Here is a 15,070-nt window from a genome sequence, read left to right as displayed (position 1 = left end):
ACATGTCAGTTGGACTGCTTCCACTCGGTCCAGCCGGCGTAGCTGCCGACGAGTTCGCGGACGTCGTGGCCTTCGCGCCTCAGCGCGCTCGCCGCCACCGAGTTCCGGGTCCCGGACTGGCAGTAGGTGACGATAGGACCGCTGGTGGGCAGCTGGTCCTGGTGCCAGAGGACCCGTCCGGCGCTGAGCTGCTCAGACCCTGGAATGTGGCCTTCTGCGTGCTCGGACTTGTTGCGCACGTCCAGCAGCAGGGCGGGCTCGAAGTTCTCGAGCTCGGCGGGGGTGATGGTCGGAGGCTGGGTCCTCTGCAGGCCCTCGAGGCTGGTGATGTAGCCCTTGACCCGGTCGATGCCGACGCGCATGAGGTGCTCACGCAGGGACTCCGCCTGCTCGCCGTCTTCGGCGAGAAGGATGAGGGGACGGGTCTCGCGCTCGGGGTCGTAGGCCCAGGCGCCGAAGCTTGCGGTCTTGCCTCCGGCGGGGATGTTGAGGGCTCCCACGGGGGTGCCGTGCTTGACCTCATCCTGGCTGCGGGTGTCCACGAAGATCGCGCGTGACTCTTCGAGGGCGCTGCGGACCTGGTCAGCCGTCATCTCCACGAGGGGGCCCTGGGGGCCGAGCACGTGGGGGCCGTCCTTGTTCTCCCGCTTCATGCGTCCGAAGTAGGCGTGGGCATCGGGCTGGCCGTCGAGGAGCTCGTCGATGAAGCCCTGCTCGTCGTCGTCAGCGACGTACTGAGCCCACCATGCATTCTCGCGCTCGTACCCGACGGTGGTGGAGGGCAGGGCGCCGAGGGCTTTGCCGCAGGCGCTGCCGGATCCGTGGCCGGGGTGGACCATGACGTGGTCGGGCAGCGTGATGAACTCGTTCTTCAGGCTGCGGAACAGCTGCTGCGCGCCCTCGAAGCGGGTGTCCTGCCCGCCGGCGGCCTCATCGAGGAGGTCCGGCCGGCCGAGGTCTCCCGCGAAGACGAAGTCCCCGGAGATCATGTAGCCGGGGTCGTCGCTGAATGCGCCGTCGGTCACGAGGAAGACCAGGTGCTCCGGCGTGTGGCCCGGGGTGTGGCGGGCTTCGATGCGGATGTTGCCGATCGAGACGGCGTCGCCGTGCTTGAGCCGGTTGGCGTCGAAGCCGTACTGCCAGTCCTCACCGCCCTCACCGGAGACGTATGCCTCGGCGCCGGTCGCGGCGGCGAGCTCGCGGGTGCCGGAGAGGTAGTCGGCGTGGATGTGGGTCTCGGCCACCGCGGTGATGCGCATGCCGTGCCGGGCGGCGAGGTCGAAGTAGTCGCTGAGGTCGCGGCGGGCGTCGATGACGACAGCCTCGCCCTTGGCCTGGCAGCCGATGAAGTAGCTCGCCTGGGCCAGGTCTTCGTCGTAGATGCGTTCCAGAAGCATGGGACAGTTCCCTCTCCGTAGACATTTCTTGGATACCCTAGGGGGTATGCAGACGAGTATGACATATACCCATGGGGGTATACAAAATCCTTGGTCTGCCCCGAAATGCCTGCGGGTGGAGAGGTCGTTCGCTGGGGGGCTGCTACAGCACGCAGCCGGAGAGCACGGCTGCCAGTGCGGCCCCATGCGCCGCGGAGCTGGTCACGATGAGCACCGTCATGAGCGCCACGATCGCGGCGGCGCCGAGCGCGCCCCGCCGGGGGTCGGCGGGGCGGACGAGCTGCCGCACCCGCTCCGGCCCTGAGGCCAGCATCATGCGGTCCGGGCCGAGGTGCCGCGCCGCGCTGCGCCGCTCGTGGCTGTCCTGGCCCATCGTCAGAAGCGCAGAGGCCAAGGGGCGCGTGCCCACGCGTCGCTGAGCCGCCCGGTCCGCCGAGATCTCCAGGTAGTGCGGGACTGAGTCGGCGATGGCTGCGGCGAAGGGGATCCACCGCAGGGGGCCGGTGAGGCTTTCGATCACGTCGAGGATGAGGTGGTGCCGCTCGCGCACGTGGGCGGCCTCGTGCTCCACGACGGCCTCCGCCTCTGGAGCGCTGAGGGCCTCCAGCAGGCCCGTCGAGACGACGATCCCGCACCCTCGGCCCAGCGCGAAGGCTGAGGGCTGAGGGTCGGCGACCACCGTCACCGTGCGGCCGCCGATGGTTTCCCGGCGTCCGCTCGGCAGCAGCGATCGGCACGTTCCGCGGAGGCGTCGGCGACGTGTCAGCACCGAGCGCAGGCCCACCGCCGCCACAACCGCCACAGCGAGCGCGGGGGCCGCGAGGAAGACCACGGAGGGGACGGCGCTCTCCGCAGCCATCCCCGAGGAGAAGGGGTTGGATGCGTCGAGGCAGCGCCGGCACACTTCGGCCATCGGTTCGGGCAGCGGGCTCGGCCCGGTGAGCGACCAGGCGAGGAACAGGCCTGCGGCGATCACCGAGGCCATCCAGAGCATGAGGCTGGCGCCGAGGGATATCACGGCCAGGCGCGGGAAGCGCATCAGGGTCGGCGCTGCGGCGCGTATCAGGGGGCTGCCGAGGCAGGCCGTCGCCAGGACGACGCCGACCATCAGCAGGGCCAGGGTCAGGGAGCTCATGGGTCGCTCCGGCGCGCCTCGTCGTCGAGGTAGGCGCGGAGCAGTCCGCGCTCCTCGTCGGGCATGGAGTCGACGAAGTGCAGGATGGAGGCCCGTCGATCACGGCTGACGCTCAGTGCCTGGCTCATCAGGGCAGCCGTGTGCTCTTCGCGGGCAATGCGCGGCTCGTACTGCACAGAGCGCCCCTGACGTCTCGCGACGACGAACCCTTTGCGGTCCAGATTGGTCATCACTGTGGCGATGGTGGTGTAGGCGGGCCGGCTCGGCAGCTGGTCCATCACCTCCCGCACGGTGTGGGAGCCGCTGTCCCACAGAAGGTCCATGACCTGCTGCTCAAGCGGTCCGAGTCGGGCTCCGGCGGATTCGGCCCGGTCATCCGATGTCATGCGGCGAATGCTCTCTGTGGTGCGGGCAGTGTGCAGGCGACCTGACCCTTGAGTCGCCAGGTGAGGGCCGCAGCAGTCAGCACCATGGCGCCTGCGGCGAGGAAGGGCTGGATGGGCGCAAAATAGGTGATCGCACCAGAGTAGCCGAGGGCCACCAGGGCGATTTTGTTGCACACCGGGCAGCCGACGGCGAACCATGCCATGAAGGCTCCCGCGAGCCCGAGGCGGCTGCTGCGCCGTCCCTGGGGCGCATCATCGGCTGCGCTGCCGTCCTGCTGAGGCGTCGCTCCTGACCCCGCTGGTGCGGATGCCCGGACGTAGGTCGCCAGAAGCATCCCGCTCAGCACCGATGTGATCAGCCATACAGGGTAGTTCCACCACACTGGGGGGATGTCCCGGGCGAACATGGGGTTGGGAATGAGCACGGTGGCGATGCCGATGGCCAGCGCGACGACGGCCGAAGCTGCCGCGGCCACGACGATCTGGCGCGGAGTCCACGCTCGCAGGGCCTGTGCGGCCTGAAGCGCGGTGATTCGCCACGTGCTGAGGCGGGTCGCAGAACGGATCATGGGCCTACTCTGCCGCACTTCTACTATTTTGCATAGTTACTACGTTCAATAGTTACTATGTGTCTTAGTAATATTCCGTTCGCGAAAGGCCCAGCCACCATGCCTGACCACAGCCCCACTCGGCAGAGGCAGCCCCTGCGGCTCTCCGTCGTCATTCCCATCCTTGTCATCGTCGTCTCCGTTGCGCTGACCGCATTCGTGCTGCAGCAGGCAGCGACCGGCGGCCCCGCAGAGCAGGATCCCGAGGGCGCAGCGCAGGGCACTGAGCTCGAGCTCGGGGCGCAGCCGACAGACGCGGATGCTCCTGAGGCCGACCCTTCCGAAGGTCCAGGGGCCGCGGACCCCGGCGCTGCGAATCCTGGCGGAGAGGACGCCGGCCCAGAGGCCGAAGGCCCCGCAGCGGGCCCTGAGGCCGAGGAAGTCCCCGATATGAGTGATGTCGAACGTCGCGACCCGGATGATCCCCTGGCCGTGGGCCCCGCCGATGCCCCGGCGGCGATCGTCATGTTCACGGACTTCCAGTGCCCGTTCTGCGCCGTCTGGCACGAGGAGACGCTGCCGGTGCTGATGGACTATGTCGAGGACGGCGACCTCAGAATCGAATGGCGCGACGTCAACGTCTTCGGCGAGGCGTCGGAGCGGGCAGCCCGCGCCGCATACGCCGCAGCGCTGCAGGACGAGCTCCTGAGCTATCACGCGCTGCTCTTCCCTGACGGCGAGACGCTCCCAGAGTCGCAGCTGAGCCAGGACGGGCTGACCGAACTCGCACGCGAGGCAGGGTTGGACGCCGCTCAGTTCGACGAGGACATGAATTCGCCGGAGACGGCCGAGCAGGTGGCGCAGAAAGAAGAGGAGGGCATGGCCATCGGAGCCTTCTCGACGCCGTCATTCATCGTGGCGGGCGAGCCCATTGCAGGTGCGCAGCCCACAGGCGTGTTCGTCGAGGCCGTGGACCGCGGCCTCGACGAGGCGGACTGATGGAGATCAGTCTCGTCACAGCGTTCCTGGGCGGGATGCTTGCGCTGCTCAGCCCCTGCAGCGCACTGCTGCTGCCGGCATTCTTCGCCTCCGCCATCGGTGCGCGTCTTCGGCTCCTGGTCCACGGAGCGGTCTTCTACGTCGGGCTCTCCGTGACGCTGGTGCCGCTGGGACTGGGCCTGGGCGCCATGGGCTCGCTGCTCACGGAGCATCGCGAAGGCCTCATCATCGCCACCTCGGCGCTGCTCGTGGCGCTGGGAGTCGTTCAGATGACGGGGTTCGGCTTCGATCTCTCCAAGGCTCTGCCGGGGACTGATCGTCTGCAGCAGGCGGCGCACTCCCGCAGGGGATGGCTTCGGACGTTTCTGCTCGGCGCGGCCAGCGGGGTGGCCGGCTTCTGCGCGGGTCCCATCCTTGGTGCGATCCTCACGCTCTCCTTCGCGCAGGGCAGTGTGGTGCAGGCAGGCCTCATGCTGGCGGTCTACGGGGTCGGGATGGTGTTCCCGCTGGTGATTCTGGCCGCCCTGTGGAATCGGATCGGGCCTCGGTCCATGACGCTCATCCGAGGGCGCGGGTTCTCGCTCCTCGGGCGGCGGCTGCACAGCACGTCAGTCATCGCGGGGGCTGTCATCGCCGGCGTGGGGGTCCTGTTCTGGACCACCAACGGTCTGGTGACAGCACCGTCGCTGGTTCCCTATCAGACGCAGCAGCGGCTGCAGGACCTCAGCATCTCAGCCGCCGGTCCCACGGCCGACATTCTCCTGATCGCCGGCGTCGCCGTTCTCGCGCTCCTTACCTGGGCCGGTGCACGCCGGGCGGCGGTACGGCGGAAGCAGCGTCCCTCCTCAGCCTCAGCGGACCACTTCGCGCAGTGAGGAGTCGACGCGGCGCGTCCAGCCCCGGGAGTCCAGGTGCTCCAGCAGGGGAACAGCCACCCGGCGGGTGGTGCCGAGCGCCTTCCGTGCGGCGCTGAGGGTGAAGGGCTGCTCCAGCGCCGCAAGCTCCCGCATCGCGCGGGCGGGTGCACTGGGCAGCAGCACCAGGCCTTCGGCCAGGCGCACGAGCCGTCCACGGCTTTCGGCGGCGGCCAGCTCACGTTCGCCGAGGCCGAGCTCTGCGAGCCTGTGAGCCTCGGGCGCATGGAAGGGGCTGCGGCTGAGGTCCTGCTCCAGAGCGGCGATCGAGGCCTCGGCCGGGCCCAGGCCCCGCTCTGCGTCGCCGGCTGTGATGCGCCCGGCTGACTGGTGGAGCCCAGCCTCCGCCACGAGGGGGATCAGCACCTTGGGCTCGGGCAGGTCCAGCAGGTCGGCGGCAGCGCCTTGGGACAGGCCTTTCGAAAGCGGGTCCTGGCGCATGTGCTTCTCCACGGCGGCCCGGAGCGTCTCGCTCCAGCGGGTCACCTGAGCGGCCTCCACCAGCCAGCCGTCGAGGCGGCGGACCTGCTCCGGCAGATCCTCCGGCACCTCCACGCCGATGCGGCGCAGCGCCTCGGACCGGACTGCTCCGCGGCGGCGCACTTCACCGATGAGGTCGCCCTCGGGTGACGTCTGTGCCAGGGCGTCCGCTCGGCGTGCTCCCTCACCCCGCCGTCTCAGCGAGGGCGGGTCCGGGTCCAGCACGAGCGCACCTGCCAGCACGGTGCGCCTGCCGGAGGTGCGCAGCAGCACACGATCGCCGATCTGCAGGGGCAGCGGCCTGTCGAGGGAGAGCCGGGCATGCGCGTCGTCGAAGGGACGGCACCTCGCGGCCGTCGCAGCTGTGCCCACGTGGACGGTGACGCTCTGCGGAGTGTGGGAGAAGTCGTCGCCGCTGGTGTGCCGCACATCGATCGTGTCGGTGAGGTGCCAGTCGCCTGGGGTGAGCAGCACATCGCCGCGACCTGTGCGCTCCGCGTCGACCCCTCGGAGGCTGACGGCCGCCCGCTGGGCGGCTGCCAGGGAGTCCACGTCGGAGCCGTGGGCCTGCAGGCCGCGCACCACGACCGTCTCGTCGACCTGCTCGCCGACCAGCCGCAGCCGCTGCTCGCGATGGAGCCGGCCGGCGGCGAGCGTGCCGGTCACGACGGTGCCGGCCCCGGCGACGCTGAAGGCCCGATCCACCCAGGTGCGCACCGGGCCGTCGGCTGCGGGCGGCCGGGATGCGGCGAGCACGCTGTCGAGGGCGGTGCGCAGCTCGTCGAGTCCTGCACCGGTGGCGGCGGAGACCACGACGGCCGGCGCCGATGCCAGGCCGGTGGAGGAGAGCTCCTCGCGCGCCTGCTCCAGCACGTGCTGGGCGCGGTCGGGGGCACGGTCGGCGCGGGTGATGACGATCAGGCCGGTGTCGATGCCCAGGGCTGCGACGGCGTCGCGGTGGTCGCTGGACTGCGGCTGCCAACCCTCGTCGGCGGCGACGACGAAGCACACCATGGGGGCCGGGCCGAGCCCGGAGAGCATGTTTCCCAGGAAGCGCTCATGCCCGGGTACGTCGACGAATGAGACGACGCGCCCCGAGGGCAGGGCGGTGGCCGCGAAGCCCAGATCGATCGTCAGCCCGCGACGGTGCTCCTCGTCCCACCGGTCAGGCTCGGTTCCGGTGAGGGCGCGCACCAGAGTCGACTTCCCGTGGTCGACGTGCCCTGCGGTCGCCATGACGAACATGCTCAGGCATCACTCCCGCGTGCTGAGGAGAGCTCCTCCAGTGCCCAGCGGGCTGCTTCCAGGACGGTGGGATCGTCGCCCGGGGGCACGCAGCGCAGGTCGATGAGGCACGTCTTGTCGTGGGTGCGGGCGAGGACGGGCGGCTCGTGCCGGCGCAGCAGCGATGCGGCCGCCTGGGGCAGCTGCACCGCCCACCCGGGCAGCGGAAATTCTGGGGCCCCGCCGCCTCCCACGCGGCCGTCATGGGGCACAGTGCGCGCATCCAGAGACTCGGCCATGCCCTCGGTGCGCCGGCGCAGCTCCTCGGGGTCTGCGTGCAGAGCGTCGCTGACCGGAGTCCTCCCTCCGTTGAGGGTGGCCTCCATCGCGGCGAGGGTGAGCTTGTCGGTGCGCATCGCCCGCGCCATCGGGTGTGCGGAGAGCTGAGAGATGACGGCCGAGGAGCCCAGCAGCAGGCCGGCCTGCGGGCCGCCGAGCAGCTTGTCCCCGCTGGCGATGACGAGGTCTGCGCCGTCGGAGAGGGTGGTGCTGAGGTCGGGCTCCTCCGGCAGAGCCGGCTCATGGGTGAGCAGCCCGCTGCCGATGTCGGCGACCAGCGGAAGTCCGTGGTGCTTGGAAAGCTCGCTCAGCTCGGCCACCGTCGCTCCGGCGGTGAATCCGCTGATGCGGTAGTTGCTCGGGTGGACCTTCAGCACGCAGGCCGGGGTGCCTTCGGGTATCCGGCCCAGGGCCCGGGCATAGTCGGTGATGTGGGTGCGGTTGGTGGTGCCCACCTCGAGCAGCTGCGCCCCGGCGGACTCGATGAGCTCGGGCAGACGGAAGCCGGCCCCGATCTCCACGAGCTCGCCTCTGCTGATGACGACGATGCCTCGGCCCACCAGTGCGGCGCAGGCCAGGGCGAGGGCGGCGGCCCCGTTGTTGACGATCAGCGCGTCCTCAGCCGGCGGGCAGGCGGCGAGCAGAGCGCTGCGGGCGGAGGCGCCGCGTCGGGAGCGGCGGCCCGTCTCCAGGTCCATCTCCACGTCGACGTAGCCGGACGCGTCGACGATGGCGTCGCGCGCCGCGGCAGACAGCGGCGCTCGTCCGAGATTGGTATGGACCACCACGCCGGTGGCGTTGATGACCGGCCGCATGGAGGAGGGGCGGGCGCTGTCCAGGCGGGCAAGAACTTCCGCCTCGACCTGGCCCGGGGGCAGCTCACCGCGGCGGGCGCGCTCCTGGGCGCGGTGAATGGTCTGGTCGATCACATGCTGGCTGAGGGCGGCGCTGCGCACGCGCGGGTGGGCCAGGAGCGCGGCAGTCGAGGGAATGAAGCGTCGGGGATCGTCTCCGACCATGTCGTGCCTCCCTCCTGCCGGTGGTGGCGGAGGTGGACGGGAATCGAACCCGCCAGACCGAGGTACTCGGTCTCAACGGTTTTGAAGACCGTGGAGCCCACCAGGACTCATACACCTCCGCAAGCAACTTACCACGGCGCTGGGGACACGCATCCCCAGGTCAGAGGCGGACGCAGCCTCCACGGCCCCAGGCTGTGACCCGGGTCTCCGCCGCTCCTATACTCGCCCCATGTCTGCACACTCGGCAACCCGTCTGACCACCTACGCCCACGGCGGAGGGTGCGCCTGCAAGATTCCGCCGGGGGAGCTTGAGGAGGTGCTGAGCGGCCTGCCCTCCCCGCACCACGACGAAGTCCTGGTGGGGCTCAACAACGGGGACGACGCTGCAGCGGTGCGGCTCGACGGTGACACCGCGCTGCTCTCCACTGCTGACTTCTTCACCCCAGTGGTCGACGATGCCTACGACTGGGGCCGGATCGCGGCCGCGAACGCCCTCTCAGACATCTACGCCATGGGCGGCACTCCGAAGGTGGCGATCAATCTGGTGGGGTGGCCCCGGGAGACACTGCCGATGGAGCTGCTCGCCGAGGTGCTGCGCGGCGGTCTCGCCGTGGCCGAGCAGGCCGGCTGTCCACTGATCGGCGGGCACACCGTCGATGATCCGGAGCCGAAGTACGGACTGTCGGTGACGGGCATCGCGCCGGCTGACCAGCTGCTGCGCAATGATGCCGCCGAGCCGGGCATGCCGCTGACGCTCACCAAGCCGCTGGGCCTGGGGCTGCTGAACAACCGGCACAAGGCGACTGCTGAGGTCTTCCCTGAGGCGGTCGAGACGATGGCTTCCCTGAACCGGGACGCCGCCGAGGCTGTCGTGGCCGCCGGCCTGAGGGCGGCCACCGATGTGACCGGCTTCGGGCTTCTGGGCCACCTGTTCAAGATGTGCCGGGCCTCAGGAGTGGGCGCGCAGCTCGATGCGCAGGCCGTTCCCATGCTGGAGGGCGCGGCGGAGGCCCTCCGGGACGGCTACGTCTCGGGCGGCACGCGCCGGAATCTGGACTGGGTCCGAGACCATCTCAGCGCGGGGCCCGGCATCGGTGAGGACGATCTGCTGAAGCTCGCCGACGCTCAGACATCCGGGGGGCTGCTGGTGGTCGGCGAGGTGCCGGGCTACCCCGTCATCGGATACACGGTGCCGAGCGGTCCGGATGGCCGCGCCGGAGGGATCAGCCTCCGCTGACCCCGGCCGGTGCTCAGCTGACGGTGGTGATGGAGTCGTCGACGATGCCCTGGGCCCGACGGGCTGCCAGGCGGGCCTTCTGCGGCTCGATGGTGTGGCGCGGGTCGTCCGCAGAGGCGATGCCGGCACGCAGGATGCCCAGGCGCGTGAGCGCTGAGGCGCTGAGCATCATGAGGCCGCTGGCCGCCGCGGCCGTCCGCCGGCCGCCCAGCAGCGTCGAGCCTGCGGCGCCGGCGATGGTCAGCCGTTCCGCCCACTTCAGCATGGTGCCCGCTGGGCCCTGCTCCAGAGGCTCCGCCTCGGCGGGGTGCATGCGCTTCTTCATGATCTTCATCGAGACGACCTCGCCCACCGCCGCGACGGCCGCCAGCGAGCGGGCCGGGCCGGTCTGCGCCGTCGGCGTGGTCACCATGGCTGCCCCGGAGGCGGCCATGCAGGCGGAGGAGACGAACACGAAGGGCAGCTCGTCGCGTGCGGCGTTCCACGTCGGGACTGCGGTGTCGGACAGCAGCGCGCCGGTGTAGCTGGCCAGCGGGGCGGCGAGCAGGGCCGTGCCCGCCTCGGCGGGCACTTCGGCGAGCCGCAGGATGCGGCGGCCGGGCCCCAGCGGGAGCCGGTGGCCGAGGAGACGGTCGGCTTCGATGGTTGCCGTGACGCCTGCCATGGTGCTGAAGGTGCTCAGCAGCCAGCTGCCGACGCTCATCGGCGAGGTGGGCTTGAAGGTGCGCAGCATGTAGAGGAAGCGCTCGGGCCGTCCGAGGTCGTGGATCAGTGCGACTGTCCCCAGGCTCACCGCACCCAGTGAGGTGAGCCTTGCGTTGCGCTGAAGGACTCGCCGGCCTGTCAGCTGGGCGCCGACCGAGAGGAGCGAGGAGCCGCCTGCCAGGCCGCCGAGGAACAGGTAGGCGCCTATCTCGTCGCCCCAGGGCGGGGCTTTGACGACGGGCCGTCCGTAGTAGGACGTGAAGTTCGGCTTCTCGACCACGGGCACTTCGCGCCCGCCCTCGTCGGTCTTCCTCTTTCGCCCTCCCGAGGCGGGGGGCTCCGGCGGCCGGTAGGCGTCGTGCTGGGAGGTCGTCACCGGCGGCCTCCTGAGGCGAAGGACGCGGCGAAGGAGGCCCCGACTGCGGCGATCATGGCGCCGGCGGCCATCGCGGTGTGCTTGTACATCCGTGGAAGGTCCTTGGTGGGAACGCGGGGGTCGGGCGGCAGGCCGTAGACCTCGGGCTCGTCCAGCAGCAGGAACACCGATCCGGTGCCGCCCACCCCGTCCTTGGGGTTGGCGCCGTAGAGGCGGGCCTCCGTCATGCCCTGGGCGTGCAGCTCAGCGACCCGGGCGCGGGCGTCCGCGACCATGTCCGTGTGCTCGCCGAACTTGATGGACGTGGTGGGGCAGGTCTGGGCGCAGGCAGGGGTCTGGCCGTCGACGAGGCGGTCGTGGCAGAACGTGCACTTGTTGGCCGTGCCCTCGTTCGGGATGTCCTGCGCGTACTTGGACTGGTTGCGCTCGACCTTGGCGCGGATGATGCCTTCGTCGCGCCGCTCGATCACGCCGAACGGGCAGCCGCCGACGCAGGTGCCGCAGCCGTTGCAGATGTCCTCCTGGACCTTGACCGTGCCGAACTGGGTGCGGAACAGGGCCCCGGTGGGGCAGACGTCCAGGCAGCCGGCGTGGGTGCAGTGCTTGCACACGTCCGAGGACATCAGCCAGCGGAACTCGTCGGTGTCCGGGGGAGCGGTGCCGGTGCTGGTCTCTGAGGGCGGCGGCGGGCCGACGCTGGGCATGCCGAGGCTGACCAGCTTCCGCCCGGATTCCCGCGCGGTCTCGATGCGCTCCTGGTCCTGCTCGACGAAGGCGACGTGGCGCCACGTGTTGGCGCCGAGGCCCTCGGTGTTGTCGTAGGAGGACTCCGAGAGCTCGAGGTCGCTGTCGGCCGGGTTGCGGTTCCACTCCTTGCAGGCCACTTCGCAGGCTTTGCAGCCGATGCAGATGGAGGTGTCGGTGAAGAACGATTTGCGCGCCTCAGCCGCGTCGCCGTGGGCTTCGGCGCTGCGCTGCGGGTCTTCGACGAGATGATCCGTCATGTCTTCTCCTGACTGGTGGTCCGGTCGGACTCGACGTAGGGGACGGTGAGCCGGGTGTTGCCCGTCTCCACGGAGAGGCCGGCTTGCTGCCGGTACTCCTCCACCAGGGTGAGCAGCTCGGGGCCGCGGGGGCGGCGTCCCGGCAGCACGGCGCACTGGGCGGCCTTGGATCCCTGGATCTGCACGTTGGGGTCAAGGACGATGCCGAGGAGGTCGTTGGCTGAGTCGCCTTCGACCACGGCATCGGTGCCGCTGCCCCAGTGGTAGGGCAGTCCCACCTGGTGGATCCGTCGTCCGCCTGCGGTGAGCGCACGCACACGGTTGGTGACCAGGACGCGGGCTTCGATGGCGGAGCGGGGCGAGATGATGGTGGCCCAGCCGTAGTTCTCCAGCCCGACCAGCTCTGCGAACTCTTCGGAGACTTCGCAGAACATCTCCGGCTGAAGCTCCGCCAGATAGGGCAGGAAGCGGCTCATGCCGCCGGCTGTGTGGTGCTCGGTGAGCCGGTAGGTGGTGAAGACGTGGGGGTAGACGTCTGCCCCCGGCTGCTCCGAGGAGGGAGCCAGCAGGTTGTCCCGGCGCTGGAAGACGATCCGCGCAGGGTTGCTCTGCTGCCCATAGAGGGGGTTGGTGATCGGGGATTCGGGCGGCTCGTAGTGCGTGGGCAGCGGACCGTCCACCATGCCCTTGGGCGCGTAGAGCCAGCCCTTGCCGTCCGACTGCATGATGAAGGGGTCGTCCCCGGCGAGCGCGTCCGGCCCGCCTGAGTCCGGGTCGGCCTCCGTGCCGGGCTTCAGGCCTATGGGGAAGTCCGGCACGTCCTTGCCGGTCCACTTCTCCTGGTCCTCGTCCCACCAGATGTACTTCTTGCGTTCGCTCCAGGGCTTGCCCTGAGGGTCGGCGGACGCGCGGTTGTACAGCACGCGACGGTTGGCGGGCCATGCCCACGCCCACTCGGATGCTGTCTCGTCCTGCTCCTGGCCGGGCTTGCGGCGGGCAGACTGGTTGACGCCGTCGGCGAAGATGCCGGTGTAGATCCAACAGCCTCCTGAGGTGGACCCGTCGGCGCGCATCTGGGTGAAGCTCGACAGCGGCTTGCCAGCGTCCTCACCGGTGAGGTGGTAGCCGTTGATCTCACGCAGGACGGCTTCTGCGTCGGGCTCGCCGTGCTCATCGACGGGGTAGTCCCAGGTGAGGTCCTGCAGGGGACGATCGCGCGGGTCGGTGGAGTCGGCCACCCGCTCCCTGATGCGCTTGCCCAGCTCGTAGAAGAACTCCAGCTCGCTCTGCGCGTCGTCGGGCGGGTTCACCGCCTGGTGGCGCCACTGGACCAGCCGCTGGGTCTGGGTGAAGGTGCCGGCCTTCTCGGTGTGGTTCGCCGCCGGCATGAAGAACACCTCGGTGTCGATGTCTTCGGTGCGCAGCTCGCCGCTGTCGATCTCCGGCCCGGCCTTCCACCAGGTGGCCGACTCGATGAGGCTGAAGTCGCGGACCACCAGCCACTTCAGGTGCGACATGCCCATCCGCTGCATCTTGCCGTTCGCGGAGCCCACGGCGGGGTTCTGGCCGACGATGAAGTAGCCGTCGATCTCGTCCTTGAGCATCTTCTCCAGCGTCTGGTACGTCCCGTGGGGGCCGGTCAGCCGCGGCAGGTAGCCGTAGGCGTAGTCGTTCTCCTTCTGCGCCGCATCGCCCCACCAGGCCTTGAGCAGGCTGACCGCGTACGCATCGCCATTGGCCCAGAAGCCCTTCTGGTGCTTGGATCCGATGGCGTTGGTGAACTCGGCCAGGGTGTTGTGCGTTCCGGCTTCGGGCATCGGCAGGTAGCCCGGCAGCAGGTTGAACAGGGTGGGGATGTCGGAGGAGCCCTGGATGGTGGCGTGGCCGCGCAGGGCAATGATGCCTCCGCCGGGACGCCCCATGTTGCCCAGGAGCAGCTGAAGGGCAGCGGCGGTGCGGATGAACTGCGCGCCCTGAGCGTGCTGGGTCCAGCCGACCGCGTAGCAGAACGCGGTGGTGCGGTCGCGCCCGGAGTTCTGCGTCACCGACTCGGCGAGGTACTGGAAGTCCTCGGCCGATATGCCGCAGGTCTCTTCGACCATCTCCGGGGTGTAGCGGGAGTAGTGGCGCTTGAGCACCTGGAACACGCAGCGGGGGTCCTGCAGGGTGGGGTCGTGGGCGAGGTCCGCGTGCGTGAGAGGAGGTCCTCCTTCGCCGTACCCCTGCGGGTCGGCGGTCTCGCCCTCATCGTCAGCTCCCTTCTCCTCAACCTTCTCCCCGCTGCCGCGGGCCTGGTAGGACCAGGAGGCCGGGCTGTAGGAGCTGCTCTCCTCGTCGTACCCGGAGAAGAGCCCGTTGAGGTCCTCGGTGTCCCGGTAGTCCTCAGAGATGATCGTCGCCGCGTTGGTGTAGTGGCGGACGTACTCCTCGAAGTAGAGGTCGTTGCTGAGGACGTAGTTGATCAGGGCGCCCAGCAGGGCGATGTCGCTGCCTGCGCGCAGAGCCACGTGCTTGTCGGCCACGGCGCTGGTGCGGGTGAAGCGGGGGTCGACGTGGATGACGCGGGCGCCGCGCTTCTGCGCCTCAGTGACCCACTGGAATCCGACAGGGTGGCACTCGGCCATGTTGGAGCCCTGAATGACGATGCAGTCAGCGTTCGCCAGGTCCTGCTGGGGCTGTGAGGCTCCGCCTCGCCCGAACGAGGTTCCCAGACCGGGAACCGTGGAAGAGTGTCAAATGCGAGCTTGGTTCTCGATCTGCACCGCGCCGGCGGCCGAGAACAGCTTCTTGATGAGGTAGTTCTCCTCATTGTCGATCGTCGCGCCGCCGAGGCTGGCGATGCCCATGGTGCGGTTGACCGGGTTGCCGTGCTCGTCATGGTCCTGCCAGTGGCGTCGGCGGGACTCGACGAACCGGTCGGCGATCATGTCCATGGCTTCGTCCTGGCCCAGCGCCTGCCACTCGTGGGAGCGGGGAGCGCGGTACAGGATTGTGGTCTGGCGGCCCACGGAGTTGACCAGCTGCTCGCTCGCAGCGCCCTTGGGGCAGAGCCGCCCGCGGGAGATCGGTGAGTCGGGATCGCCTTCGATGTGGATGACGCGGTCGTCCTTGGCGTAGACCTTCTGGCCGCATCCCACGGCGCAGAAGGGGCAGACGCTCTGCACCACCGTGTCGGCGTCCGCTGTGCGGGGGGCCGTCTGACGCGTCTTCTTGGACGTCACGGCTGCGCCGCGGCCCGAGGAGTCCCGGGAGCGGAGCTGGCGGATGACGGGCCATTCCAGCGGTGTGAGCCGTGTCATGAAGGGAT

The 15,070-nt window shown here is 69.7% G+C and carries 12 protein-coding genes and 1 tRNA gene; 3 read left to right on the top strand and 10 right to left on the bottom strand.

All coding sequences use genetic code 11. From position 1 onward, the window contains the following. Positions 1-5: 5 nt before the first annotated feature. The 4 genes from FS388_RS03275 to FS388_RS03260 all read right to left on the bottom strand — a co-directional run bounded on the left by FS388_RS03275 (position 6) and on the right by FS388_RS03260 (position 3,487). Complete coding sequence (locus FS388_RS03275; RefSeq protein ID WP_146339663.1) at positions 6-1,397, bottom strand: rhodanese-like domain-containing protein; 1,392 nt, start codon at positions 1,395-1,397, stop codon at positions 6-8. Between the two features lie 142 nt (positions 1,398-1,539). Further along, on the bottom strand, positions 1,540-2,532 hold the full coding sequence (locus tag FS388_RS03270) for a M56 family metallopeptidase (protein WP_146339662.1): 993 nt from the start codon (positions 2,530-2,532) through the stop codon (positions 1,540-1,542). Further along, positions 2,529-2,918, bottom strand: coding sequence for a BlaI/MecI/CopY family transcriptional regulator (locus FS388_RS03265; RefSeq protein ID WP_146339660.1), 390 nt, complete (start codon positions 2,916-2,918; stop codon positions 2,529-2,531). Before FS388_RS03265 ends, FS388_RS03270 begins: the two co-directional genes overlap by 4 nt. Beyond that, positions 2,915-3,487: a hypothetical protein gene (locus FS388_RS03260; RefSeq protein ID WP_146339658.1), complete on the bottom strand. Its 573-nt coding sequence runs from the start codon at positions 3,485-3,487 to the stop codon at positions 2,915-2,917. The genes FS388_RS03265 and FS388_RS03260 overlap by 4 nt, the downstream gene beginning before the upstream one ends. Before the next feature lie 99 nt (positions 3,488-3,586). Here FS388_RS03260 and FS388_RS03255 point away from each other — a divergent pair, with 99 nt between their 5' ends. Beyond that, entirely contained in the window at positions 3,587-4,465 is an 879-nt protein-coding gene (locus FS388_RS03255) for a thioredoxin domain-containing protein (RefSeq protein ID WP_146339656.1), read from the top strand. Continuing rightward, the gene (locus FS388_RS03250; RefSeq protein WP_146339655.1) at positions 4,465-5,340 is read left to right on the top strand and encodes a cytochrome c biogenesis CcdA family protein; all 876 of its coding nucleotides are present in this window, start codon (positions 4,465-4,467) and stop codon (positions 5,338-5,340) included. The genes FS388_RS03255 and FS388_RS03250 overlap by 1 nt, the downstream gene beginning before the upstream one ends. Here the strand turns inward: FS388_RS03250 and selB are convergent. The 3 genes from selB to FS388_RS03235 all read right to left on the bottom strand — a co-directional run bounded on the left by selB (position 5,317) and on the right by FS388_RS03235 (position 8,560). Beyond that, on the bottom strand, positions 5,317-7,104 hold the full coding sequence (gene selB, locus FS388_RS03245) for a selenocysteine-specific translation elongation factor (protein WP_146339653.1): 1,788 nt from the start codon (positions 7,102-7,104) through the stop codon (positions 5,317-5,319). The genes FS388_RS03250 and selB overlap by 24 nt on opposite strands. A 2-nt stretch (positions 7,105-7,106) precedes the next feature. Further along, positions 7,107-8,441: an L-seryl-tRNA(Sec) selenium transferase gene (gene selA / locus FS388_RS03240; RefSeq protein WP_146339651.1), complete on the bottom strand. Its 1,335-nt coding sequence runs from the start codon at positions 8,439-8,441 to the stop codon at positions 7,107-7,109. Positions 8,442-8,465: 24 nt separating this feature from the next. After that, a tRNA-Sec gene (locus FS388_RS03235) sits at positions 8,466-8,560 on the bottom strand. Between the two features lie 110 nt (positions 8,561-8,670). On the opposite strand from FS388_RS03235, the gene selD reads away from it, so the two are divergent. Beyond that, complete coding sequence (selD, locus tag FS388_RS03230) at positions 8,671-9,678, top strand: selenide, water dikinase SelD (protein ID WP_146339649.1); 1,008 nt, start codon at positions 8,671-8,673, stop codon at positions 9,676-9,678. 13 nt (positions 9,679-9,691) lie between these two features. Here selD and nrfD read toward each other — a convergent pair whose 3' ends face one another. The 3 genes from nrfD to fdh are packed head-to-tail and all read right to left on the bottom strand — an operon-like array spanning position 9,692 to position 15,062. Then, positions 9,692-10,759, bottom strand: a complete 1,068-nt coding sequence (nrfD, locus tag FS388_RS03225) for an NrfD/PsrC family molybdoenzyme membrane anchor subunit (protein WP_146339647.1) — start codon at positions 10,757-10,759, stop codon at positions 9,692-9,694. After that, positions 10,756-11,763 carry a 4Fe-4S dicluster domain-containing protein gene (locus FS388_RS03220; protein ID WP_146339645.1) on the bottom strand — a complete coding sequence of 336 codons (1,008 nt, stop codon included), beginning with the start codon at positions 11,761-11,763 and terminating at the stop codon, positions 10,756-10,758. The genes nrfD and FS388_RS03220 overlap by 4 nt, the downstream gene beginning before the upstream one ends. Then, entirely contained in the window at positions 11,760-15,062 is a 3,303-nt protein-coding gene (gene fdh / locus FS388_RS03215) for a formate dehydrogenase (protein ID WP_246836276.1), read from the bottom strand. Before fdh ends, FS388_RS03220 begins: the two co-directional genes overlap by 4 nt. Positions 15,063-15,070 lie beyond the last annotated feature (8 nt).

Source organism: Nesterenkonia sp. NBAIMH1 (assembly GCF_007922635.1).
In the GTDB taxonomy this organism is placed as follows: Bacteria; Actinomycetota; Actinomycetes; order Actinomycetales; family Micrococcaceae; genus Nesterenkonia; species Nesterenkonia pannonica.
The sequence above is the reverse complement of the archived record's forward strand: the minus strand, read 5'-3'. Positions and strand labels throughout refer to the sequence as shown.

Excerpts from the sequence above, each read along its gene's own strand:
- FS388_RS03275 (WP_146339663.1), bottom strand. The coding sequence starts at position 1,397 with ATGCTTCTGGAACGCATCTACGACGAAGACCTGGCCCAGGCGAGCTAC.
- FS388_RS03270 (WP_146339662.1), bottom strand. The coding sequence starts at position 2,532 with ATGAGCTCCCTGACCCTGGCCCTGCTGATGGTCGGCGTCGTCCTGGCG.
- FS388_RS03265 (WP_146339660.1), bottom strand. The coding sequence starts at position 2,918 with ATGACATCGGATGACCGGGCCGAATCCGCCGGAGCCCGACTCGGACCG.
- FS388_RS03260 (WP_146339658.1), bottom strand. The coding sequence starts at position 3,487 with ATGATCCGTTCTGCGACCCGCCTCAGCACGTGGCGAATCACCGCGCTT.
- FS388_RS03255 (WP_146339656.1), top strand. The coding sequence starts at position 3,587 with ATGCCTGACCACAGCCCCACTCGGCAGAGGCAGCCCCTGCGGCTCTCC.
- FS388_RS03250 (WP_146339655.1), top strand. The coding sequence starts at position 4,465 with ATGGAGATCAGTCTCGTCACAGCGTTCCTGGGCGGGATGCTTGCGCTG.
- selB (WP_146339653.1), bottom strand. The coding sequence starts at position 7,104 with ATGTTCGTCATGGCGACCGCAGGGCACGTCGACCACGGGAAGTCGACT.
- selA (WP_146339651.1), bottom strand. The coding sequence starts at position 8,441 with ATGGTCGGAGACGATCCCCGACGCTTCATTCCCTCGACTGCCGCGCTC.
- selD (WP_146339649.1), top strand. The coding sequence starts at position 8,671 with ATGTCTGCACACTCGGCAACCCGTCTGACCACCTACGCCCACGGCGGA.
- FS388_RS03220 (WP_146339645.1), bottom strand. The coding sequence starts at position 11,763 with ATGACGGATCATCTCGTCGAAGACCCGCAGCGCAGCGCCGAAGCCCAC.